We start from the raw sequence: 17009 nt of genomic DNA, 5'->3' as shown, positions 1-17009 counted from the left end.
AACATGACCCTAAGCCAGTTCCTTTCGATCCTGCTCGCCCGACGTTGGATCTTTCTCGCTGTACTCCTTGGAGTGTTGATTCCGACCATCGTGGTCAGCATGTTGTTGCCAAAGAAGTACTCCTCATCGGCAAGCGTTGTGATTGATGTCAAGGCCGATCCTTTGTCCCCCATGGCCTTCCAGTCCATGATGACGCCGTCCCTGATGGCGACACAAATTGACATCATTCAGAGCGACCGTGTGGCGCGTCGCGTCGTCCGTACGCTGAAGTTGTCAGACAACCCGCAGATTCGTGCGCAGTGGCAAGCTGAAACACAAGGCTTGGCTGATATTGAAACTTGGCTGATCAAGAGATTTCAGAAGGAACTCAGCGTTGTGCCTTCGCGCGAATCTAGCGTGATCGAAATTGCCTATTCCGCGGTTGATCCTCGTTTCTCTGCCGGCTTGGCGAATGCATTTGCGCAGGCTTACATCGACACGGTGCTGGAGTTGCGGGTCGACCCTGCTAAGCAGTACAGCGCTTTTTTTGACACCCGTGCTAAAGAAGCGCGCGAGACACTCGAGCGCGCACAGGGCCGCTTGAGCGCCTTCCAGCGTGAGAAAGATGTGGTGATGACCGATGAACGTATGGACATCGAGACCCAACGCTTGAATGAGCTGAGCTCTCAGCTGGTGGCCATCCAGGCTATGAGTTCGGATGCCAACAGCCGCATCGCTCAGACTAACGCGGGTTCTGCAGACAAATTGCAGGAAATTTCCAACCACCCAGTGGTGGCGGGCCTGCGCTCGGATCTTTCTCGTCTCGAAGCCCGACTGCAGGAAATGAGTTCCAAGTTAGGAGACAGCCACCCTCAAGTGATCGAAGCGAAGGCCAACATCAAGGAACTGCGTATCAATCTGGATGCTGAAATCAAGCGCTTGTCGGCGGGCGTGGGTATCAGCGGCAACATCACGCGTCAGCGTGAAGCTCAGGCTCGTACCGAGCTTGAGGCTCAGCGTGCCAAGGTTCTGCGCATGAAGGAAGTGCGTGATGAAGGGGTCATGATTTTGCGAGACGTCGAGAACGCACAACGTGTGTATGACGGCATCATGCAACGCTTGAATCAGACCAGCCTGGAAAGCCAAGCCACCTCTAGCAATGTCAGCATCCTGAATGCTGCCGTTCCGCCGCTTGAACATTCGTCGCCGAAGATGCTTCTCAATACCGCGTTGGGTGTGTTTGTTGGTCTGCTGCTCGCGACGGGTACTGTGCTGGGAATCGAGTTGCGCAATCGCCGTGTGCGTGGCGTGCACGACATTGAAGAATTGTTGGGCTTGCCCGTGATTGGAACTTTGCCGGACCCAAGTGCGCGGCGAGGCTTTGGCAAAAAGCCTGCAACTGATATTCAATCGCGCCTGCTTGGGCATGCCCCCGCGACTTCTAAAGCCTCCTAAATCATGGCCAGCTTCGAAAACACAATGCAAGACGCGGACGACGTTTCCAAAGAGAGTGGAACTGCACCACAAGAGCGTTCCATTGGCCTGATCATCGCCGAGGCCAATAATCTGAGCGCTGAACAAGTGGAGCGTGTGCTGGCTCATCAGCGAACCAGCGGCCTCAAGTTCGGTGAAGCCGCCATAGCTTTGGGATTGGTCAAAGGTGAGGACGTGGTGTGGGCGCTGAGCCAACAATTCCACTACCCCTATTCGGCCTCGGGCAGCAAGCAGTCCAACGCTGAGTTGGTTATGGCTAACCAGCCATTCGGTGAACAGGCTGAGCGATTCCGGGTTCTGCGTCGTCAGATCATCATGCGCATGTTCAGTGGCGAAGCACCTAAGCGAGCGGTCGCCGTGGTGAGCCCTGACAGCGGCGATGGCAAGACATTCTTCGCTGCCAATTTGGCCATCGCCTTCAGTCAGTTAGGTGGTCGTACGCTGCTCGTTGATGCCGACATGCGCAGTCCGCGCTTGCATGAGATCTTCGGTATCAACAACAGCAGCGGTCTGTCTGGAATCTTGGCAGGACGGCCTGAGTCCAATGTGATTCATCCGCTAGCTGATCTGCCGAGCCTGTTTGTTATGCCAGTCGGTACGCAACCGCCGAATCCGACGGAATTGCTCGAACGCCCAGCCTTCGGACTTCTGATGCAGGAGCTGGTCAACAAGTTCGACTATGTGATCGTTGACACGCCGGCTGCGAGCTTTGGCGCAGACTTCGCCGTCATTGCTGCGCGCTGCGGTGCGGCTTTGGCCTTGGCACGCAAGGACAAGACCAGCGTTGATGCCTTGAAGGACATGTCAGCAGTTTTGAACAACACACCCGGAAGCCTGGTCGGTGTTGTGATGAACGAGCACTGAGGGGCGAACGGTGGCCTCCACAGCGGGTGAAGTAGTGCCCACGGCTAGGCGCGCATATCTGGAGTTCCTGGCGCTGGTCGGTTTGGGCTTGGCTCTGATGTACGTGCCAGTCATCTTGGGGCTGGCTCAGGGGCTTTGGAAGTCAGATGACCAGGGCCATGGCCCCATCATCCTTGCTCTGACGGCGTGGAGTTTCTATCGCCGCAAAGAGCAGCTTGCAGCTTGTTTCTCCCCGAGAGGGGGAAGCTGGCAGGCTTGGTGCTTGATTGGCTTCGCTTGCTTGATCTACGTCGTCGGTCGTTCACAGCATGTGACGATCTTCGCCGTGGGCTCGGCCATGCCTCTGTTGGCTGGGCTGATCTGGCTTGCCTTCGGGCGCGACGGCCTCAAGCTGTCTTGGTTCCCTATCTTGTTCCTGTTCTTCCTGGTGCCGCTGCCCGGGGCAGTCGTAGATGCCTTAACCCAACCCATGAAGATGGGCGTGTCATGGGCTGTTGAGGGACTTTTGTACCAATTGGGTTACCCCATTGCTCGAATCGGCGTCATGCTGCACATCGGGCAGTACCAACTCTTGGTTGCCGACGCGTGCGCTGGCTTGCACACCCTATTCACCGTTGAGGCTTTGGGTTTGCTTTACCTCAACCTCATGGGTTACACGGACCGTGGTCGCAATTTCTTGATGGCGGTGTTGATAGTGCCGATCAGCTTCTTTGCCAATGCAGTACGAGTCATCGTGCTGGTCTTGGTGACCTACTATTTTGGTGATGAGGCGGGGCAAGGTTTTGTGCATGGCTTCGCGGGGATGGTGCTTTTCATGGTTGCCCTGTTGTTGACAGTCTCAGTCGACGGCATCTTGGGACGCACTCTGTTTAAGAAGAAGGCCGCCAAATGAGCGAAGCGCCAAATAACGCCAACAGAAGAATCGCTCTTTTTGCATTGGCCGCCATGGCAGCGAGTGCCGCGCTTGGCGTTGCATTGAAACCTACCAGGTTGCTTGCCAAAGATCGCAAGCTTGGATCCTTGGAAGTTCTGATTCCAAAGGCTTTTAGTGATTGGCGCCTCGATCCCTACTCCATGCCTTTGCAAGTCAGCCCTGATCAATTGGCCTTCGTCAACACAATCTATGCTCAGACGCTGTCCCGCACCTACCTGAACTCAGCCGGAGCGCGGGTGATGCTCTCGCTTGCGTATGTCGAGCAGCAAAGTGATGAGTGGGGTGTGCATTTGCCTGAGGTCTGCTACCCGGCCCAAGGATTCAAGATGCGCGATGCTTCGATATCGCCCTTGCATGCAGCAGGAGTTGCAATGGAGGTGAATCGTGTGGTTGCCACATTGGGCGCACGAATTGAACCCATTACTTATTGGGTAACTGTTGGCGATCAAATCAGCACTCGAGGCAGCGAACGTAAATTGATGCAGATGCGATATGCATTGAAAGGTGTCATACCTGACGGCATGCTTGTTCGCATCTCGTCAATTGACACCGATGCTTCTCGAGCCTATGCGCTGCAGGCTAACTTTATAGAGGCTATGCACGGAGCTTTGAGCAGTGATATCGAAGCTCTTATGTTTGGGGTCGGCCAGAGGGCTAAGACATGACAGTGCTCGCTGCTCGGTCAAAAGCAGCGGACCTGATGGTCCGTTTTGCGTCTGGCATAAAGTTTCAGTACTACCAATTTAACTGGGGGCAGTTTTTTTGGTTACTGGCTGCAATGTTTGTCGCAGTTGTTTGCGGTATGGCTGTGCCGATATTCGGTGTGATAGTTCCAGCGCTGGTATCGGCAGTAGTGGTGAGTCTTGTTGTTTTGGCCGCGTCGCCACTGGTCATCGTTTGGATGATGATGATCCTGGTGTACTTGGTGGTGGGGCAGTTAACGTTTTTTGCAGGTATATCGCAAGCTGCCTGGTTGCCCTACTTGGCCTTGTTGCTGATCGCTCTCAAATACTTGATGGAGCAATTTGGTCGCAAGGCTGCAGTTTCAAATTCCCGGCAGAAAAGCGCTTTGCCAGTCTTGCTGCTGCTTTTTGTATTGTTTTTCTTTGCTTCAGCGTACCTGAATAAATCAGGGCTGAGTTCGACCGGAGTGGCCGCCAAAAACTATGTATTTCCATGGTTTTTAACTTTGCTTGTATGGCAGTGCATCAAATCTCCCGAGGATTTGCGCTCGATGTGGCGCTTCATGCTGTGGTTGGTCGTCATTCAAGTGCCGTTTGCTTTGGTTCAGCATTTCTATTTCGCCAAGCAGAGTGGCGCGAGTTGGGATGCGGTTGTGGGTACATTTGGCGGTAATTTCTTGCGCGGTGGTTCCAGTGGCGCAATGGCGATATTTATTGCATTTGCTTTGCTCTTGTCTGCTGCCATGTATCGGGCTAAGCAATTGAAATTTTCCAACTTAGCGGTCCTTTGGCTCGCTGGACTCGCCACGATTGCTTTGGCAGAAGTAAAAATATTTTTCCTTGTATTACCCTTGGGTATGGTTCTGTTGTTCCGACGAGAATTGATTGCTCGACCATTTGCTTCTTTGGTCGTGGCCAGTTTGCTCGCTAGCCTTTTGTCGGCTTTGGTCTGGATTTACCAGCAAGGCTACTCTGAGACAATTAGCGGTGTAAATACGACCAAAGGCCTCTTGGAATATTCTATTGGGGCAGAGAAAGACCCTTATTTCTTTAACCCAATCACCAAGGAAACTTCTCGAGCCAGTGCAATTTGGTTATGGAATCGCCATAACCGCCCGGACGACCATCAGTACTACATTGGCCATGGAGCGGCTGCCAGTCGGGCCAGTGCTACGCTTGGTCAAGGAGTAGCAGCCAAAAAGTACCCGTTCACATTGACGACATCGTCTGCTTCGACAATGTTGTGGGATGGCGGCTTGGTGACCTTGGCGTTGTTTGGCTGTAGCTTGCTGACGACAGGACTTGGAGCTTTTCGTTTGGCAAGGTGGCTCGCGCCTTTTGAACGTGCGGCTCTGGAAGCTGTGGGCGTGACATGTCTGTTGAGCATCCCTTTGCTTTTTTATAACCGTGACGCCATTGATGGCGCGTCAACGCAAACGCTGTTGGCATTCTTTTTTGGCTACTACTTGCTATGTTTGAAATCAGTCTCGAAGGCTTCGAATTTGAGTACCTTCGGGCATAGATGAAATTTCATATATGGCTATATTGATTCCTCGTGTTTTCCATCAAATTTGGATAAACAGCAAAAATCCAGAGCTGCCTTCTGAGTACGCCGCTTATCGAGACTCATGGCTGAGGCTTCATCCAGGTTGGGAGTACAAGCTTTGGAATCTAGATAATTTGGACTTTACGCCGCAGCGCCAGGAGCTTTTGCGAATGGCCGGGAGCTATGCCCAGATGGCGGATATTCTTCGATATGAGATACTTTTCAGGCATGGCGGTGTTTATCTGGATACCGACTTTGAATGCCGTAAGAATATAGACGGTATTATGAGTGGCGTGAAGAATTTCGCGTGTTCAGAAGATGGTAGCAGTGTTACAAATGCGATCATCGGTGCGATCCCAGGGTCTGTTTATATGCAAAGGTGCATTCAATCGATGCCAAAGCAAGTAGGCTTGACATCGCCCACGATCGAAACTGGGCCTGGTTTTTTGACGAAGGTATTGCTTGGCCAGGGAATAGCTTCTGATTTTACTTTGTATCCGACGGCTTGGTTTTATCCTTATGGGTGGAATGAAACCCATAGGAGCGCGCAGGAGTTCCCTGAGGCTTATGCCATTCACCGTTGGGCGCATTCTTGGGGGGACGGCGAGCGAGGCTTGTTGCTACGCATCAAGCGCAAGCTCAGGACTTTGTCGGGCAAGTGATGAATGGCCGCGCGATGGAGGCTCTGCCTACAGTCACTGTAGTCATGCCCGTCTTCAATGGTGCAGCCTATTTGGCGCAGGCCATTGACAGCATATTGGCCCAGACTTTCGAGCATTTCGAGCTCTTGGTCATTGACGATGGCTCGAGCGACAAATCGGCAGCCATCGCAGCAGCATATTTGGATCCCCGTCTTAAGCTGGTACGGAATGAAGGTAACAAGGGCCTCCCATATACACGCAATCGCGGTATCGAGTTGGCCCGTGGTGAGTTCGTTGCATTTTTGGACAGCGATGACGTTGCATTGCCGGCTAGATTGGAGCGCCAAGTCGAATTCTTGCGAGCAAATCCTTCAATTTCGGGGATCGGTGCCAGCGCGCAACCGATCAATGCAGACGGGACGGTAAGTGGGGCTGATTGGGTGTGCCCAGGAGACTCCGCCTATTGCAAGGCATCTTTGTTGTTCAAGGCCTATATCAACACATCGACTTTTTTTGTTAGGCGGCATATTCTCGAGCATTGCAAATTTGACCCTGAGATTTTATTGGCTGAAGACTACGATCTTTATATTCGCTTGAGTGAGCGATGTAATTTGCTGAATCTTCCAGATAGATTGGTGCAATGTCGAGTTCATACTTCAAATATTACGCGAACAAAAAAAGAACAACTTATCCGCTCCCAGTTGGTAATAAATCGACGACAGATTGAGCGGCTTGGAATAATTCCCACTGACGAGCAGGTTCTAATCCATCGCCATATTGAACGGCTGTATGCAGACCCTACGCCGCAGCTTTTTTCTGAAATATCGGACTGGATCAAGTTGGTGTTGGCTACCAATGATAAGCTTGGTATTTACGATCCTAACGCCCTACGACTTGTTGTGGGTGAGCGCTGGCATTCGCTTTGTGAAGATGCATTGAGGGCTGGAGCGACATGGGCTTGGAAAAAATACTATAGCGATAGTTTGAGTCAATTTCACCCGATGGGCATTAAAGAACATTTGAAGTTGGCAGTAAGACTGTTTAAACCAAGACGCTCTACGTCTATATGACTTCGCATATTGGCAAACTTGCGATACTCAGGAATATCGCATGGCATTCCAGCGAAAAAATACTGCGGCTATTCACCGGATTTTTTGTCGGTCTTTGGATGGCGCGCTATTTAGGACCTGAGGACTTTGGCAGCTTTAATTTCGTAATGGCGTGGCTGGGCTTGTTCAATGCGATTGCCTGGCTAGGCGTAGGCGAAACCATAATGCGAGACATGGTGCGCGACCGCGCAGACGAGGGCTATATTCTTGGAAGTGCCTTCATGATTCGCCTGAGCGGCTCGCTACTGGCATGTGGCTTGGCGCTGGGTGTTGGTGTGGTAGCCGGAAAACTCAGTCACGAGCAACTGCAATTGCTCGCCATTTTATGCATAGGTGTACCCTTTTCCGAATTGCCGGCGGGTGTTTGGATGTGGTTCGCCTCGCATACCAATATTAAACCTGCAGTACTTGGCAAGAACCTCGCAATGCTGCTTGGTGCTTTGTTGAAAGTAGCGGTTATCTTGGCATCGGCTGGCTTGTTGAGTCTCGCTGCTGCAACTGCTGCAGAATCAACGCTTCTGTGCATCTTTTTATTTGCCGCCTACCGATTTCAGGGGCAGACGTTTGCAAATTGGCGTTTCAATTTTAAACATGCCTGGCAGATGTTGAAGACCGGTTTGCCAATTGTTTTGAGTGCGCTAGTGATATCGCTGAACGCGCGAGTCGACCAATTGGTATTGGGCTCGATTAGTGGCATGTCTGAGGTCGGAATTTACAGTGCAGCCTTGCGTTTCTCAGAGATTTGGTGGGTGGTTCCCCCAATGATTGTGCAAACCTTAGCTGCAAGGTACATCTACCCCAAGGATCTACTTGGCTCGCAATTAAAACTTAACATGGCACGCATAGTGTCCGGCATGGCGCTTTTGGCAATTGTACCCTGTGCTGTGCTCGGCCTTGCTGGGCCAGAGTTGATCGCAAAGGTATTGGGAGACCGATATTTGGGCGCAGGTGCTGTGTTGGTCGTGCATATCTGGACTGCCGTCTTTGTCTTCATTGATGCGCCTGTAAGCCAATACCTATTAGCCACGGATAGGCAGCGTGCGCTGATTGTCAAAGCGGTGTTGATGCTGGGAATAAATTTTTGTTTGGCTATATTTCTCGTGCCGCGTCTCGGCGCAGTTGGTGCAGCGTATGCGACTTTGGTTGCTCAAGGTCTGGTACTGATTCTAATGCCTGTCGTATTTTCTTCAGTTCGGGACTTGAATGGAATCTACTTGACCGCATTAATGAATGTTCCGGACGCGCTATTGAAGTTTTTTGATGGCAGAAAATACAAATGAAGACCGCGCTACTTTTGGTATGGTTTTGAAATTTTAAGTTGATTTCATGCGAATTGTCTCACTCGATGGTTGTCGAGGTTTAGCAGCCATAGTTGTAGTGGTTTTCCATCTGCCATGGTTGTTTGGTCTAGGTGTGCCTCATGGGTATCTTGCTGTAGATTTCTTTTTCATTTTAAGTGGATGGGTTTTGGCGCTGGCATACGAGCAAAAAATTCTCGGAGGTCTTAGTTTTAAAAAATTCATCGTCGTGCGCTTGGCAAGGTTGTACCCACTTTACCTTATTGCTTTATTGCTTGGCGCCCTCGCATTGCTACTTAAGCAAGCCGCGGGAGAAAAACAGCCTGCACTTACATGTGTATTCCAAAACATGGCTTTGGCTCCGTGTTGGGCTATGAAAGAGGCGTTCCCCATCAATTCGCCGAGCTGGTCTATATTTTCAGAAATTTTTGTCAATATTGTTTGGTTTTTTGTAGTTTCATTTGGATTGACTAGATTTCGGCATAAATTGGCTGTGAATTTTTGCCTTATTGTTTTGATGTGGGTATTTGTGGGTTCAATAGGTAGATACCTTTATGGTTTTCAAAGTGAAACCATTTATGAGGGCTTTATACGGGCTATGGCCGGTTTTTCATCGGGGGTGGTGCTCTATTCTGCACGCGGGGATCGTCGTTTAGTTTGGTACTTTAGCTTTATGGCCTTGTTGATTTTGGCGGGGTTATCGTGGCTGGGCAATTTAGTTCAATCTGCCATTCTGATTGATGTGTTCTTTGTTGTTTTTCTATTCCCAACACTGTTATGGTTGATGGCAGGCATGGAGCTGCAAAGTAGGTTTTTTGAATGGTTGGGTGATATTTCATTTTCGGTGTACCTATTGCATGTCCCTTTGTCGGTTTGGAGTCAGCCTATATTGAAGAGGTTGATAGCACTGGGTGATTTTGGGCAGTTGACAGCTGTTTTACTCTATTTGGTTGTTTTGTTCGGTGTCTCCGCCCTATTTTTTTCGAAGTTCGAGTTGCCTGCTCGATCGTATTTTCTTGCTAGGTTTTCTGGAGCCAAGATCTAGTGATGGCTTGGCCTTGTTATTGTTTTGAAAGTTGTCAGTCTGTCGGTGTTGTGAGTTGTTCTATTGATGATTTCTGTTTTAATTATTGGTGCTTATATAGTGACGCTGATTCCGTGGTGGCCGAATATTGAGGTGGATCTCTGGTGGTCTTTCGTTGGTTGATGGTATTTCCTTCAATTTCTCTGTGAGTAAAATTTTTGCTGTTGATGTATGGCCTATTTGGTGATGCCCCAAAATTGCGAATGATGTTTTTTCGTTAGTCCGACGTCAGATTTTTTGAGGTTTGGATTGGTCCATAGGCGGTAGGTATAGGCAACGAAGCTGGTAGCCAATTTGGCGAGCTTGCTCGCTGCCGTCATTTGGCTTCGGAATTAGACCGTTGTCTGATTGGCGTTTGGTTCCGGTGTTTTGTAACAAAGAGTAGTTGCACTGTTGGTTTTGTGCTCAAAGGGAACGTTTAAACCGTCAGTCTTTGCTTGTTTAATGTTGGGAATATGTTGTGATTTCCTTGTTTCGCCTGGCGCATTGGCTTCTCTCCCATCGGGTACCAATTTTGCCGCGACTGCTTTATGTCTTAAACCGGATTGTTTTTTCTATTGCGTTGCCGCCCAGCGTAAAAGTCGGCAAAGATGCTTTGTTTGGCTATAGCGGATTGGGCGTCGTCGTGCACGCCCGTGCCGTCATCGGTGATAGGGTCAAAATTTCGCAGAATGTCACCATTGGCGGACGCTCTGGTTTTTTCGAAGTGCCAATCTTGGAGGACGACGTGGAAGTCGGTGCAGGTGCCTGCGTGTTAGGGCCTGTGCGAATTGGTCGGGGTGCCAAGATCGGCGCCAATGCCGTCGTGCTGATCGATGTGCCGGCTGGTGCTATCGCGGTTGGAGTGCCGGCCAAGCTCTTGCCTGGTGTCTCCAAGCCAAAAGAGCAGCCTTAGGCCACTTGGGCATGCGTTTGTTTTTTTTGATGTACGACTATTTGCCAGCGGGGCGTCCTGATGTGTCCGTGCTGTTTGGCAAGGAGTTGAAGCAACTCGGCATCGAATCTGATTTATTTGGCCAACTGAAAGCCGGAAAATCCTTGGCAGAGGGTAGGGCTTGGCCCGCTGGCGTTGCGCATGTCCATGGTGGCGAGGAAACTGAACTGGCCGGGCAATTGCGTCGCCCCCTGCACGACTTGGCGCTGTTGCGCCTGCTCGAGCCTGAACATCGCATCATTCAGGTCCGAGACAAGATTCGAACTGGCCTGCTCGCGCTTTGGATTGCCCGCCTGACGGGGCGTAAGATGACTTATTGGATGTCATTTCCCTTTGCCGAGGGTTTCAAGGTGAGGGCGGAACAGGTAGGGGCGAGTCAGGGTTTAGGCAAGCAGCTCTTTTATCGACTTCGTGCCGCCTGTGCGGGGCACATCTATTACAAATGGCTGGCTCCACGGGTTGACCACCTCTTTGTTCAAAGCGATGCCATGCTGGAGTTCATGGCGGTTAAGGGCGTGCCTCGCGGCAGAATGACTGCCGTGCCGATGGGGGTGGACCTCGCGTTGTTTGCGCAGGGGCAGAATTTGAAGCCCAGGCCCCCTCAAATGACAGACCGCAAAGTCTTGGCTTACCTGGGTACTTTGGGCCAGTCCCGGCATTCCCAGTTTTTGCTTGAAGTACTTCAGCAGGTCAGGCTGCATGAGCACAATGCAATGCTGCTCTTGGTCGGAGATGGGGCGAGCCCTGACGAGCAGCAGTGGATACGGCGTTCGATCGCTGACAGCGGCTTGAGCGAGCACGTATGGCTGACCGGTTGGCTGCCCCAGTCCGAAGGACTGGCTTTGCTCCGCCATGCGGACATTGGTTTGTCGCCTATTCCGCGTGGTGAATTGTTCGATGTGTCGTCACCGACAAAGGCGGCGGAGTATCTCGCGCTGGGTCTACCTTGCGTAGGCAATGACATTCCTGATCAACGCTTGGTGATCGATGCTAGTTCCGGTGGTATTTGCGTGCCCATGGATGTCGATGCGTTTGCGGCCGCTTGTTTGAGAATTTTCAATGACCCGGTATATGCCCGCGCGTGCGGCGAAGCCGGCAAGCGCTGGGTGGCCGAACACCGTTCGTACGAAACTTTGGCCAAGAATGTGGCCTCGGTCTATGAGGGTCTCTGTAGGCGCTGACTTCAGCGTCACAAGAGCCGGTCATGATCCAGAACTAAACAAGAGTGAGAAGTAAGGTAGGGGAGGACGTAGACGATGTGCGGCATAGTGGGAGTGATACAGGCTCGAGAGAAGCCGATAGTCGCCAATGAGGTGTTGCAGGCCTTGCGCCATCGCGGCCCCGATGGTTCGGGCGAAAAGGCGGTGACTGTTGGTGATAAAACAGTTTGGTTCGGTCATACCCGACTGGCGATTCAGGATCTCACAGAGGCCGGTGCTCAGCCCATGGCTAGCGCAGACGGGCGCTGGTTGCTGACCTTCAATGGTGAGATCTACAACCATCAAGAGATGCGCCAAGACTTGGATCGCCAATGGCGAGGGCACTCTGACACTGAGACCCTGGTCGAGGCCCTGAGCGCCTGGGGTGTCGACGCGACCATTCGCCGCTTGAATGGCATTTTTGCGTTCGCAGCATTGGACTTACTCGAACGCAAGTTGTATCTGGTCAGAGATCCTTTCGGTGTAAAGCCTTTGTACTTTGCCGATACGTCTTCAGGTTTTGGGTTCTCCTCAGAGATTCGGGCCTTAGCTGCAGTCACTGGCCAGCGTTTTGGCTTGGATAAAGAGTCATTGAGTACTTATCTGAGTCTGCGATTTGTGCCTTCGCCTCACACTTTGTTGAAGGGTGTGCAGCGCTTGCCAGCGGCGCATGTGCAATGCCGGCACTTGGACAGTGGTGAAGCCCATACGCACTGTTATGCCCAGGCTGGGCAATCGGTCTACGGTGGCAGCCTCGACGAAGCCACGCAGCTCTACCAGTCTGCTGTGAGTACGGCAGTGCGGCGGCAGTTGCTATCAGATGTGCCGGTGGGCATCTTGCTGTCGGGTGGCATTGATTCGGCCTTGGTGGCCGCCATGGCGGTCGATGCAGGGGTCAAGACGCCTTGCTTTACCGTCGGATATCAAGAGGCGGGGCCTGCTTGTGAGATCGATGATGCGGCGCACACCGCCAAGACTTTGGGCCTGCCTCACCACGTAGTACGCCTTGGGCACGAAGATCTCTGGGGCGCCTTGGAGTTGGCCGTTAGTTCCACTGAAGAGCCGTTGGTGACAACCTCGGCCTTGCCCATGTGGTTCTTGTGCAAACGGGCCCGTGAGGATGTCGCTGTTGTGTTGACGGGTCAAGGGAGCGATGAACTTTTGGGTGGCTACAAACGCTACCAGGGTGAATTGGTTCGCAAGCTGCCTTTGTTCAGTTCCGCCATTTCATTGTTGCGCCCATTGCTGGATAGCCTGCCGGGTGTGTCAGATGCTGTTTTGCGTAGTGCACATTCGGCATCCATTGCCGATGTAGCACAGCGTTTCGAGCGAGAGTACGGCGTGTTTTCTGCGGCCAGCAGGCTCGGCCTTACTGGTCGGGCGGATGCTGGGCGAGCCTTGCAGTCAATCCAGCACTGGCTGGACTGGGCGGCGAAAGGGCGGCCTTTGACCGATGCAGAACGGATGATGAGCATTGATATGCGAATGGGTCTGGCCGACGATTTGCTCCTCTATGGCGACAAAGTCAGCATGGCTCACAGTATTGAAGCTCGCGTGCCACTTTTGGACACTGACCTTGTGCGTTTGCTTGAATCTTTCCCTGCGCACTACAAGTTGTCACTTGGCAAGTCCAAAATTGTGCACAAACGCATGGCTGAGCGCTATTTGCCCGAGGCGATTGTCCATCGCCCCAAAAAGGGATTTCAGGTTCCGGTCGGAGAAATGGTGCGCGGCGCTTGGCGCGAACGATGTGAAGCCTTGCTGTTTGAGGGGGCGACCTTGGCTGAGCTTGGGGTCGAGTCCCGCGAGTTGAGGCGATTGTGGGATGAACATCAGCGACGATTCCGAGATCGTTCCCGCGAGATATTTGCCCTGCTTGGCTTGGTCGTATGGCGTCGGGGAATGGCAGATTTGATTGCCTAGTGTGCGGTCTAGTAACAATGCGAATTCTATTTCTTGAGATGTCCAGAGGGTTTGTGAAGAAGCCTTCTGCATATTGATAACAAAACAAGATGACTGAACGACAAATTTGGATGGTCGGGACGGCGCCTGATGGCAAAGGCGGCATTGCGACGGTTATTCGTCAGTATCAGCAGGCGGGCTTATTCGAAAACGGGGCCATGCGTTTTCTCGCAAGTCACCACGATCGTTCATCTTTGGGGCGAGTATTGCCCTTCATCCAAGCTTGTTGGTCGTTGTGGTTGGCAATGTGCATGCAGCGCGTCTCTTTGGTTCATGCGCACACCTCGCACAACGGCAGTTTCTGGCGTAAGTTGGTCTTGCTATGGCCAGCGCTCTTGCTGAAGGTGCCCGTAGTTGTTCATTTGCATGGCAGTGACTTTGAAACGTTTTATGCAGATGGGAGTCGTTGGCGGCAAGCATGCATTCGATATCTGTTTCGGCGTTCGTTTCGCGTACTGGCATTGTCAAAAGAATGGCGCTCTTGGGTACTCAAGGTTGAGCCCCAAGCGACGGTAGACATCGTTTTCAACTCACTGTCGGCCCAAAGAAATGGTAATTCGGCCACGACCTTGCCGATTCAACCCGCTGTTCTGTTTCTGGGTCGTATTGGTGATCGAAAAGGGACGTTCGACCTACTAAATGCTTTCGCGATTGTTTTTCAGCGTATTCCGGATGCCCGTCTCCTGGTCGGAGGAGACGGTGAAGTCGAGAAGTTACAGGCTGAAACACTCCGCCTTGGTCTAAGCCAGGCAGTCCATTACGTTGGTTGGGTAAACGCCGAACAAAAAGAAGAGCTTTTCAAACGAGCCTGGGTATTTGCGCTCCCTTCGTATTATGAAGGCTTACCAATGGCCATATTGGAGGCTATGGCTCGTTCTCGTGCAGTAGTGTCCTGCCCCGTTGGCGGTATCGCTGAAGCTGTTGAGCATGAAGTTTCTGGGCGATTAGTTCAGCCTGGCAATGTAAACGAATTGGCTGAGACACTAACACTAATGCTTAGCGATAGAGACTTGGCTCACCGCTTAGGCCAAAATGGTCGATTGGCATTCGAAGCCAAGTTCTCGAACGATGCTAATTTGCCTACGCTCCTGAACATATATCGCCAAGCGGGTGTCAAGAAATTACCTTTGTTGAAAACTGATTCAACGAGCTCGTTAAAAACTGGCCTCTCGTGAAATGGCGTCTTTGGGTTGATACTCTTCTATGGCACTCTTGAACAAGCAACGCCTGGTCTGGCTTTGTCGGCGCCTTAGTCGAATTAGTCCTGCCGAGATCCCTTACCGTATTCAAAGCCTGCTGCGAATAACTGCGCAGTCTCATGGCTTTTTTGATGCGCGCCGTTGCCCACCTTTGCTTTCAGCAAGCCCGGTAGCCTTAGCTTGGGTCAGGGTTCCGACTCTAGATTCGCATGAGCGAGAACAATTGATTGCTTCGGCAGAGAGCCTGCTCAGGGAGGGCGTTCCGATCTTTGATATCCGCGCCCCCTTGGGGCTTGCCGGACCGGAATGGAATTGCGACCCAAAAACCGGGAAGCAGATCCCTATGACGTTTGGTCTCGCAATTGACTTCCGCGCCATAGAGGGCGGGGTCGATATCAAATACCTTTGGGAGTTGAGTCGCCACTTATGGCTGGTTAGGCTCGCCCAAGCCTATGCCGTCAGTGATGACAAAGTGTATTTGCACGCGATTGGCCGTTTTTTGAAAAGCTGGTTGAATGCGTGCCTTTATCCGAATGGACCAAACTGGTCATCGCCAGTTGAGCACGGTATTCGCCTTATCAACTGGAGTTTGACGTGGCATCTGATTGGTGGGGAAAAGTCACCCTTGTTCGAAGGAGAAGCTGGGGCTGCACTGCTTGCAAGTTGGCGGACAAGTATCTATCAGCACATCAGATTTGCAAGCGACAACTATTCGCTGCACTCTTCCTCCAATAACCATTTGTTGGGGGAGGCAGCAGGAGTTTTTGTTGCTGGGCAAACGTGGGACTATTGGAGCGATGTTCGAGAACTACGGCAGCATGCTAAATCATTGTTGGAAAACGAAGCACTCAAGCAGTTTGCAACTGATGGGGTCAATTTAGAACAGGCTTTTGGTTACCATCATTTTGCCTTGCAGTTCTTGCTCGCGGCTGGCCTTTGCGGGCGAATGAATGCAAATGAATTCAGTTCTCACTTCTGGGGGCGAATAGAATCAGCTATGGTTTTTATGGCTGCCATGTTGGACTGTGCTGGCCATGCCCCTTCGATTGGTGATTCAGACGATGGTGAAATTTTCTGCCTGGGATATAGCCCTATGCGCAATAAGTACCACTCTATGCTGGCGCTTGGTGCAAAACTATTCGATCGGCCTGATTTGCAAGCTAAGGTGCAGCAAGTGGGGAAGGCAGTTGACTGCCAAAGCGCTTGGTTTTTAACCACTGCCGCCCCAAGTGCCACTTCGAGCGACTTACTCGAACTACCCTCGCAATTTAAGGCTGGTGGTTACGCTATCTTGGGTCATAGGCTACATACCCCTGATGAGTTCCGCATCACGGTAGATTGCGGCCCATTGGGGTACAACGGTATTGCCGGGCACGGTCATGCCGATGCACTTTCAATCTTGGTTAGTGCCCGTGGTGAGGAACTCTTGGTAGACCCCGGTACGTACTGCTACAACTCCTCACCGGAGTGGCGGCATTTTTTCAGGGGAACGAGAGCGCATAACACACTGACGGTTGACGGTCAGGATCAATCGATTTACGGCGGAAGTTTTTTGTGGCTGCAAGACATAAAAACGAAAATCTTTACAGATCAAAGTTCTGAGCAATTTCATGCCTGCCACGATGGGTATCGACGGCTTGCCGATTCCGTAATTCATCACCGACGTGTAACGCTTGCACGTGATGGTGATGCTGTTGAGGTTGAAGATTGGCTGGAATGTAAGGAGGCTCATTCGGTGGAACTGCATTGGCATGCAGCTGCAACGGCTAAATTTGTCGAATTGCCCGGAGTCGAAAATGTTTATATGTTGGAGGCGGTCAAGAATTCTCTGCGAGTAGAGATTGATCCGGGTGAGAAGAGTATTGGTACTTTCGAGTCGCTTATTAAGACTGGAGCGTGCAATCCAATACAGGGCTGGGTTTCTAGCGAATTTTACAAAAAAACGCCAGCGCCTGTGCTATGCATTCGAGCGTTACTGTTTCCAAATCAAGTGATAAGAACCCGTTTCATTTGTGAATGTAGGGAACCTAATTGCTAAGGATTTTCACGACATCGCAGGCGAATCTTTAAATTGACTGCTCGC

At 51.6% G+C, this 17009-nt stretch carries 14 protein-coding genes; all 14 read left to right on the top strand.

The annotated features are described in order from the left end of the window. Positions 1–3: 3 nt before the first annotated feature. The 14 genes from epsF to LNV06_RS05730 all read left to right on the top strand — a co-directional run bounded on the left by epsF (position 4) and on the right by LNV06_RS05730 (position 16964). Positions 4–1434 (top strand): chain length determinant protein EpsF, encoded by a 1431-nt coding sequence (gene epsF / locus LNV06_RS05795; RefSeq protein WP_263537259.1) that lies wholly within the window; start codon positions 4–6, stop codon positions 1432–1434. Positions 1435–1437: 3 nt separating this feature from the next. Beyond that, complete coding sequence (locus tag LNV06_RS05790; protein ID WP_263537258.1) at positions 1438–2337, top strand: polysaccharide biosynthesis tyrosine autokinase; 900 nt, start codon at positions 1438–1440, stop codon at positions 2335–2337. 10 nt (positions 2338–2347) lie between these two features. Continuing rightward, a complete protein-coding gene (xrtB, locus tag LNV06_RS05785; protein WP_263537257.1) occupies positions 2348–3229 on the top strand; it encodes an exosortase B in 882 nt (293 codons plus the stop codon). After that, positions 3226–3936 carry an exosortase-associated protein EpsI, B-type gene (gene epsI / locus LNV06_RS05780; protein WP_263537256.1) on the top strand — a complete coding sequence of 237 codons (711 nt, stop codon included), beginning with the start codon at positions 3226–3228 and terminating at the stop codon, positions 3934–3936. Before xrtB ends, epsI begins: the two co-directional genes overlap by 4 nt. Then, the gene (locus tag LNV06_RS05775; RefSeq protein WP_263537255.1) at positions 3933–5480 is read left to right on the top strand and encodes a hypothetical protein; all 1548 of its coding nucleotides are present in this window, start codon (positions 3933–3935) and stop codon (positions 5478–5480) included. The genes epsI and LNV06_RS05775 overlap by 4 nt, the downstream gene beginning before the upstream one ends. Before the next feature lie 10 nt (positions 5481–5490). Further along, a complete protein-coding gene (locus LNV06_RS05770) occupies positions 5491–6162 on the top strand; it encodes a glycosyltransferase family 32 protein (protein ID WP_263537254.1) in 672 nt (223 codons plus the stop codon). Then, the gene (locus LNV06_RS05765; RefSeq protein ID WP_318013450.1) at positions 6162–7211 is read left to right on the top strand and encodes a glycosyltransferase family 2 protein; all 1050 of its coding nucleotides are present in this window, start codon (positions 6162–6164) and stop codon (positions 7209–7211) included. Before LNV06_RS05770 ends, LNV06_RS05765 begins: the two co-directional genes overlap by 1 nt. Then, positions 7208–8530 carry a flippase gene (locus LNV06_RS05760; protein ID WP_263537253.1) on the top strand — a complete coding sequence of 441 codons (1323 nt, stop codon included), beginning with the start codon at positions 7208–7210 and terminating at the stop codon, positions 8528–8530. The genes LNV06_RS05765 and LNV06_RS05760 overlap by 4 nt, the downstream gene beginning before the upstream one ends. A 46-nt stretch (positions 8531–8576) precedes the next feature. Further along, positions 8577–9593, top strand: a complete 1017-nt coding sequence (locus LNV06_RS05755; protein ID WP_263537252.1) for an acyltransferase family protein — start codon at positions 8577–8579, stop codon at positions 9591–9593. Between the two features lie 499 nt (positions 9594–10092). Beyond that, positions 10093–10527 (top strand): serine O-acetyltransferase, encoded by a 435-nt coding sequence (locus LNV06_RS05750; RefSeq protein ID WP_263537251.1) that lies wholly within the window; start codon positions 10093–10095, stop codon positions 10525–10527. 11 nt (positions 10528–10538) lie between these two features. Further along, positions 10539–11747 (top strand): glycosyltransferase family 4 protein, encoded by a 1209-nt coding sequence (locus LNV06_RS05745; RefSeq protein WP_263537250.1) that lies wholly within the window; start codon positions 10539–10541, stop codon positions 11745–11747. A gap of 75 nt (positions 11748–11822) precedes the next feature. After that, positions 11823–13688, top strand: a complete 1866-nt coding sequence (gene asnB / locus LNV06_RS05740; RefSeq protein WP_263537249.1) for an asparagine synthase (glutamine-hydrolyzing) — start codon at positions 11823–11825, stop codon at positions 13686–13688. A gap of 89 nt (positions 13689–13777) precedes the next feature. Then, a complete protein-coding gene (locus tag LNV06_RS05735) occupies positions 13778–14902 on the top strand; it encodes a glycosyltransferase family 4 protein (protein ID WP_263537248.1) in 1125 nt (374 codons plus the stop codon). A gap of 37 nt (positions 14903–14939) precedes the next feature. Further along, complete coding sequence (locus LNV06_RS05730) at positions 14940–16964, top strand: heparinase II/III family protein (RefSeq protein ID WP_263537247.1); 2025 nt, start codon at positions 14940–14942, stop codon at positions 16962–16964. Positions 16965–17009: the final 45 nt, after the last annotated feature.

Origin of the sequence: Paucibacter sp. Y2R2-4 (genome assembly GCF_025717535.1) — a bacterium.
Lineage (GTDB): Bacteria > Pseudomonadota > Gammaproteobacteria > Burkholderiales > Burkholderiaceae_C > Paucibacter_A.
This window is presented reverse-complemented; position numbering and strand designations above follow the sequence as displayed.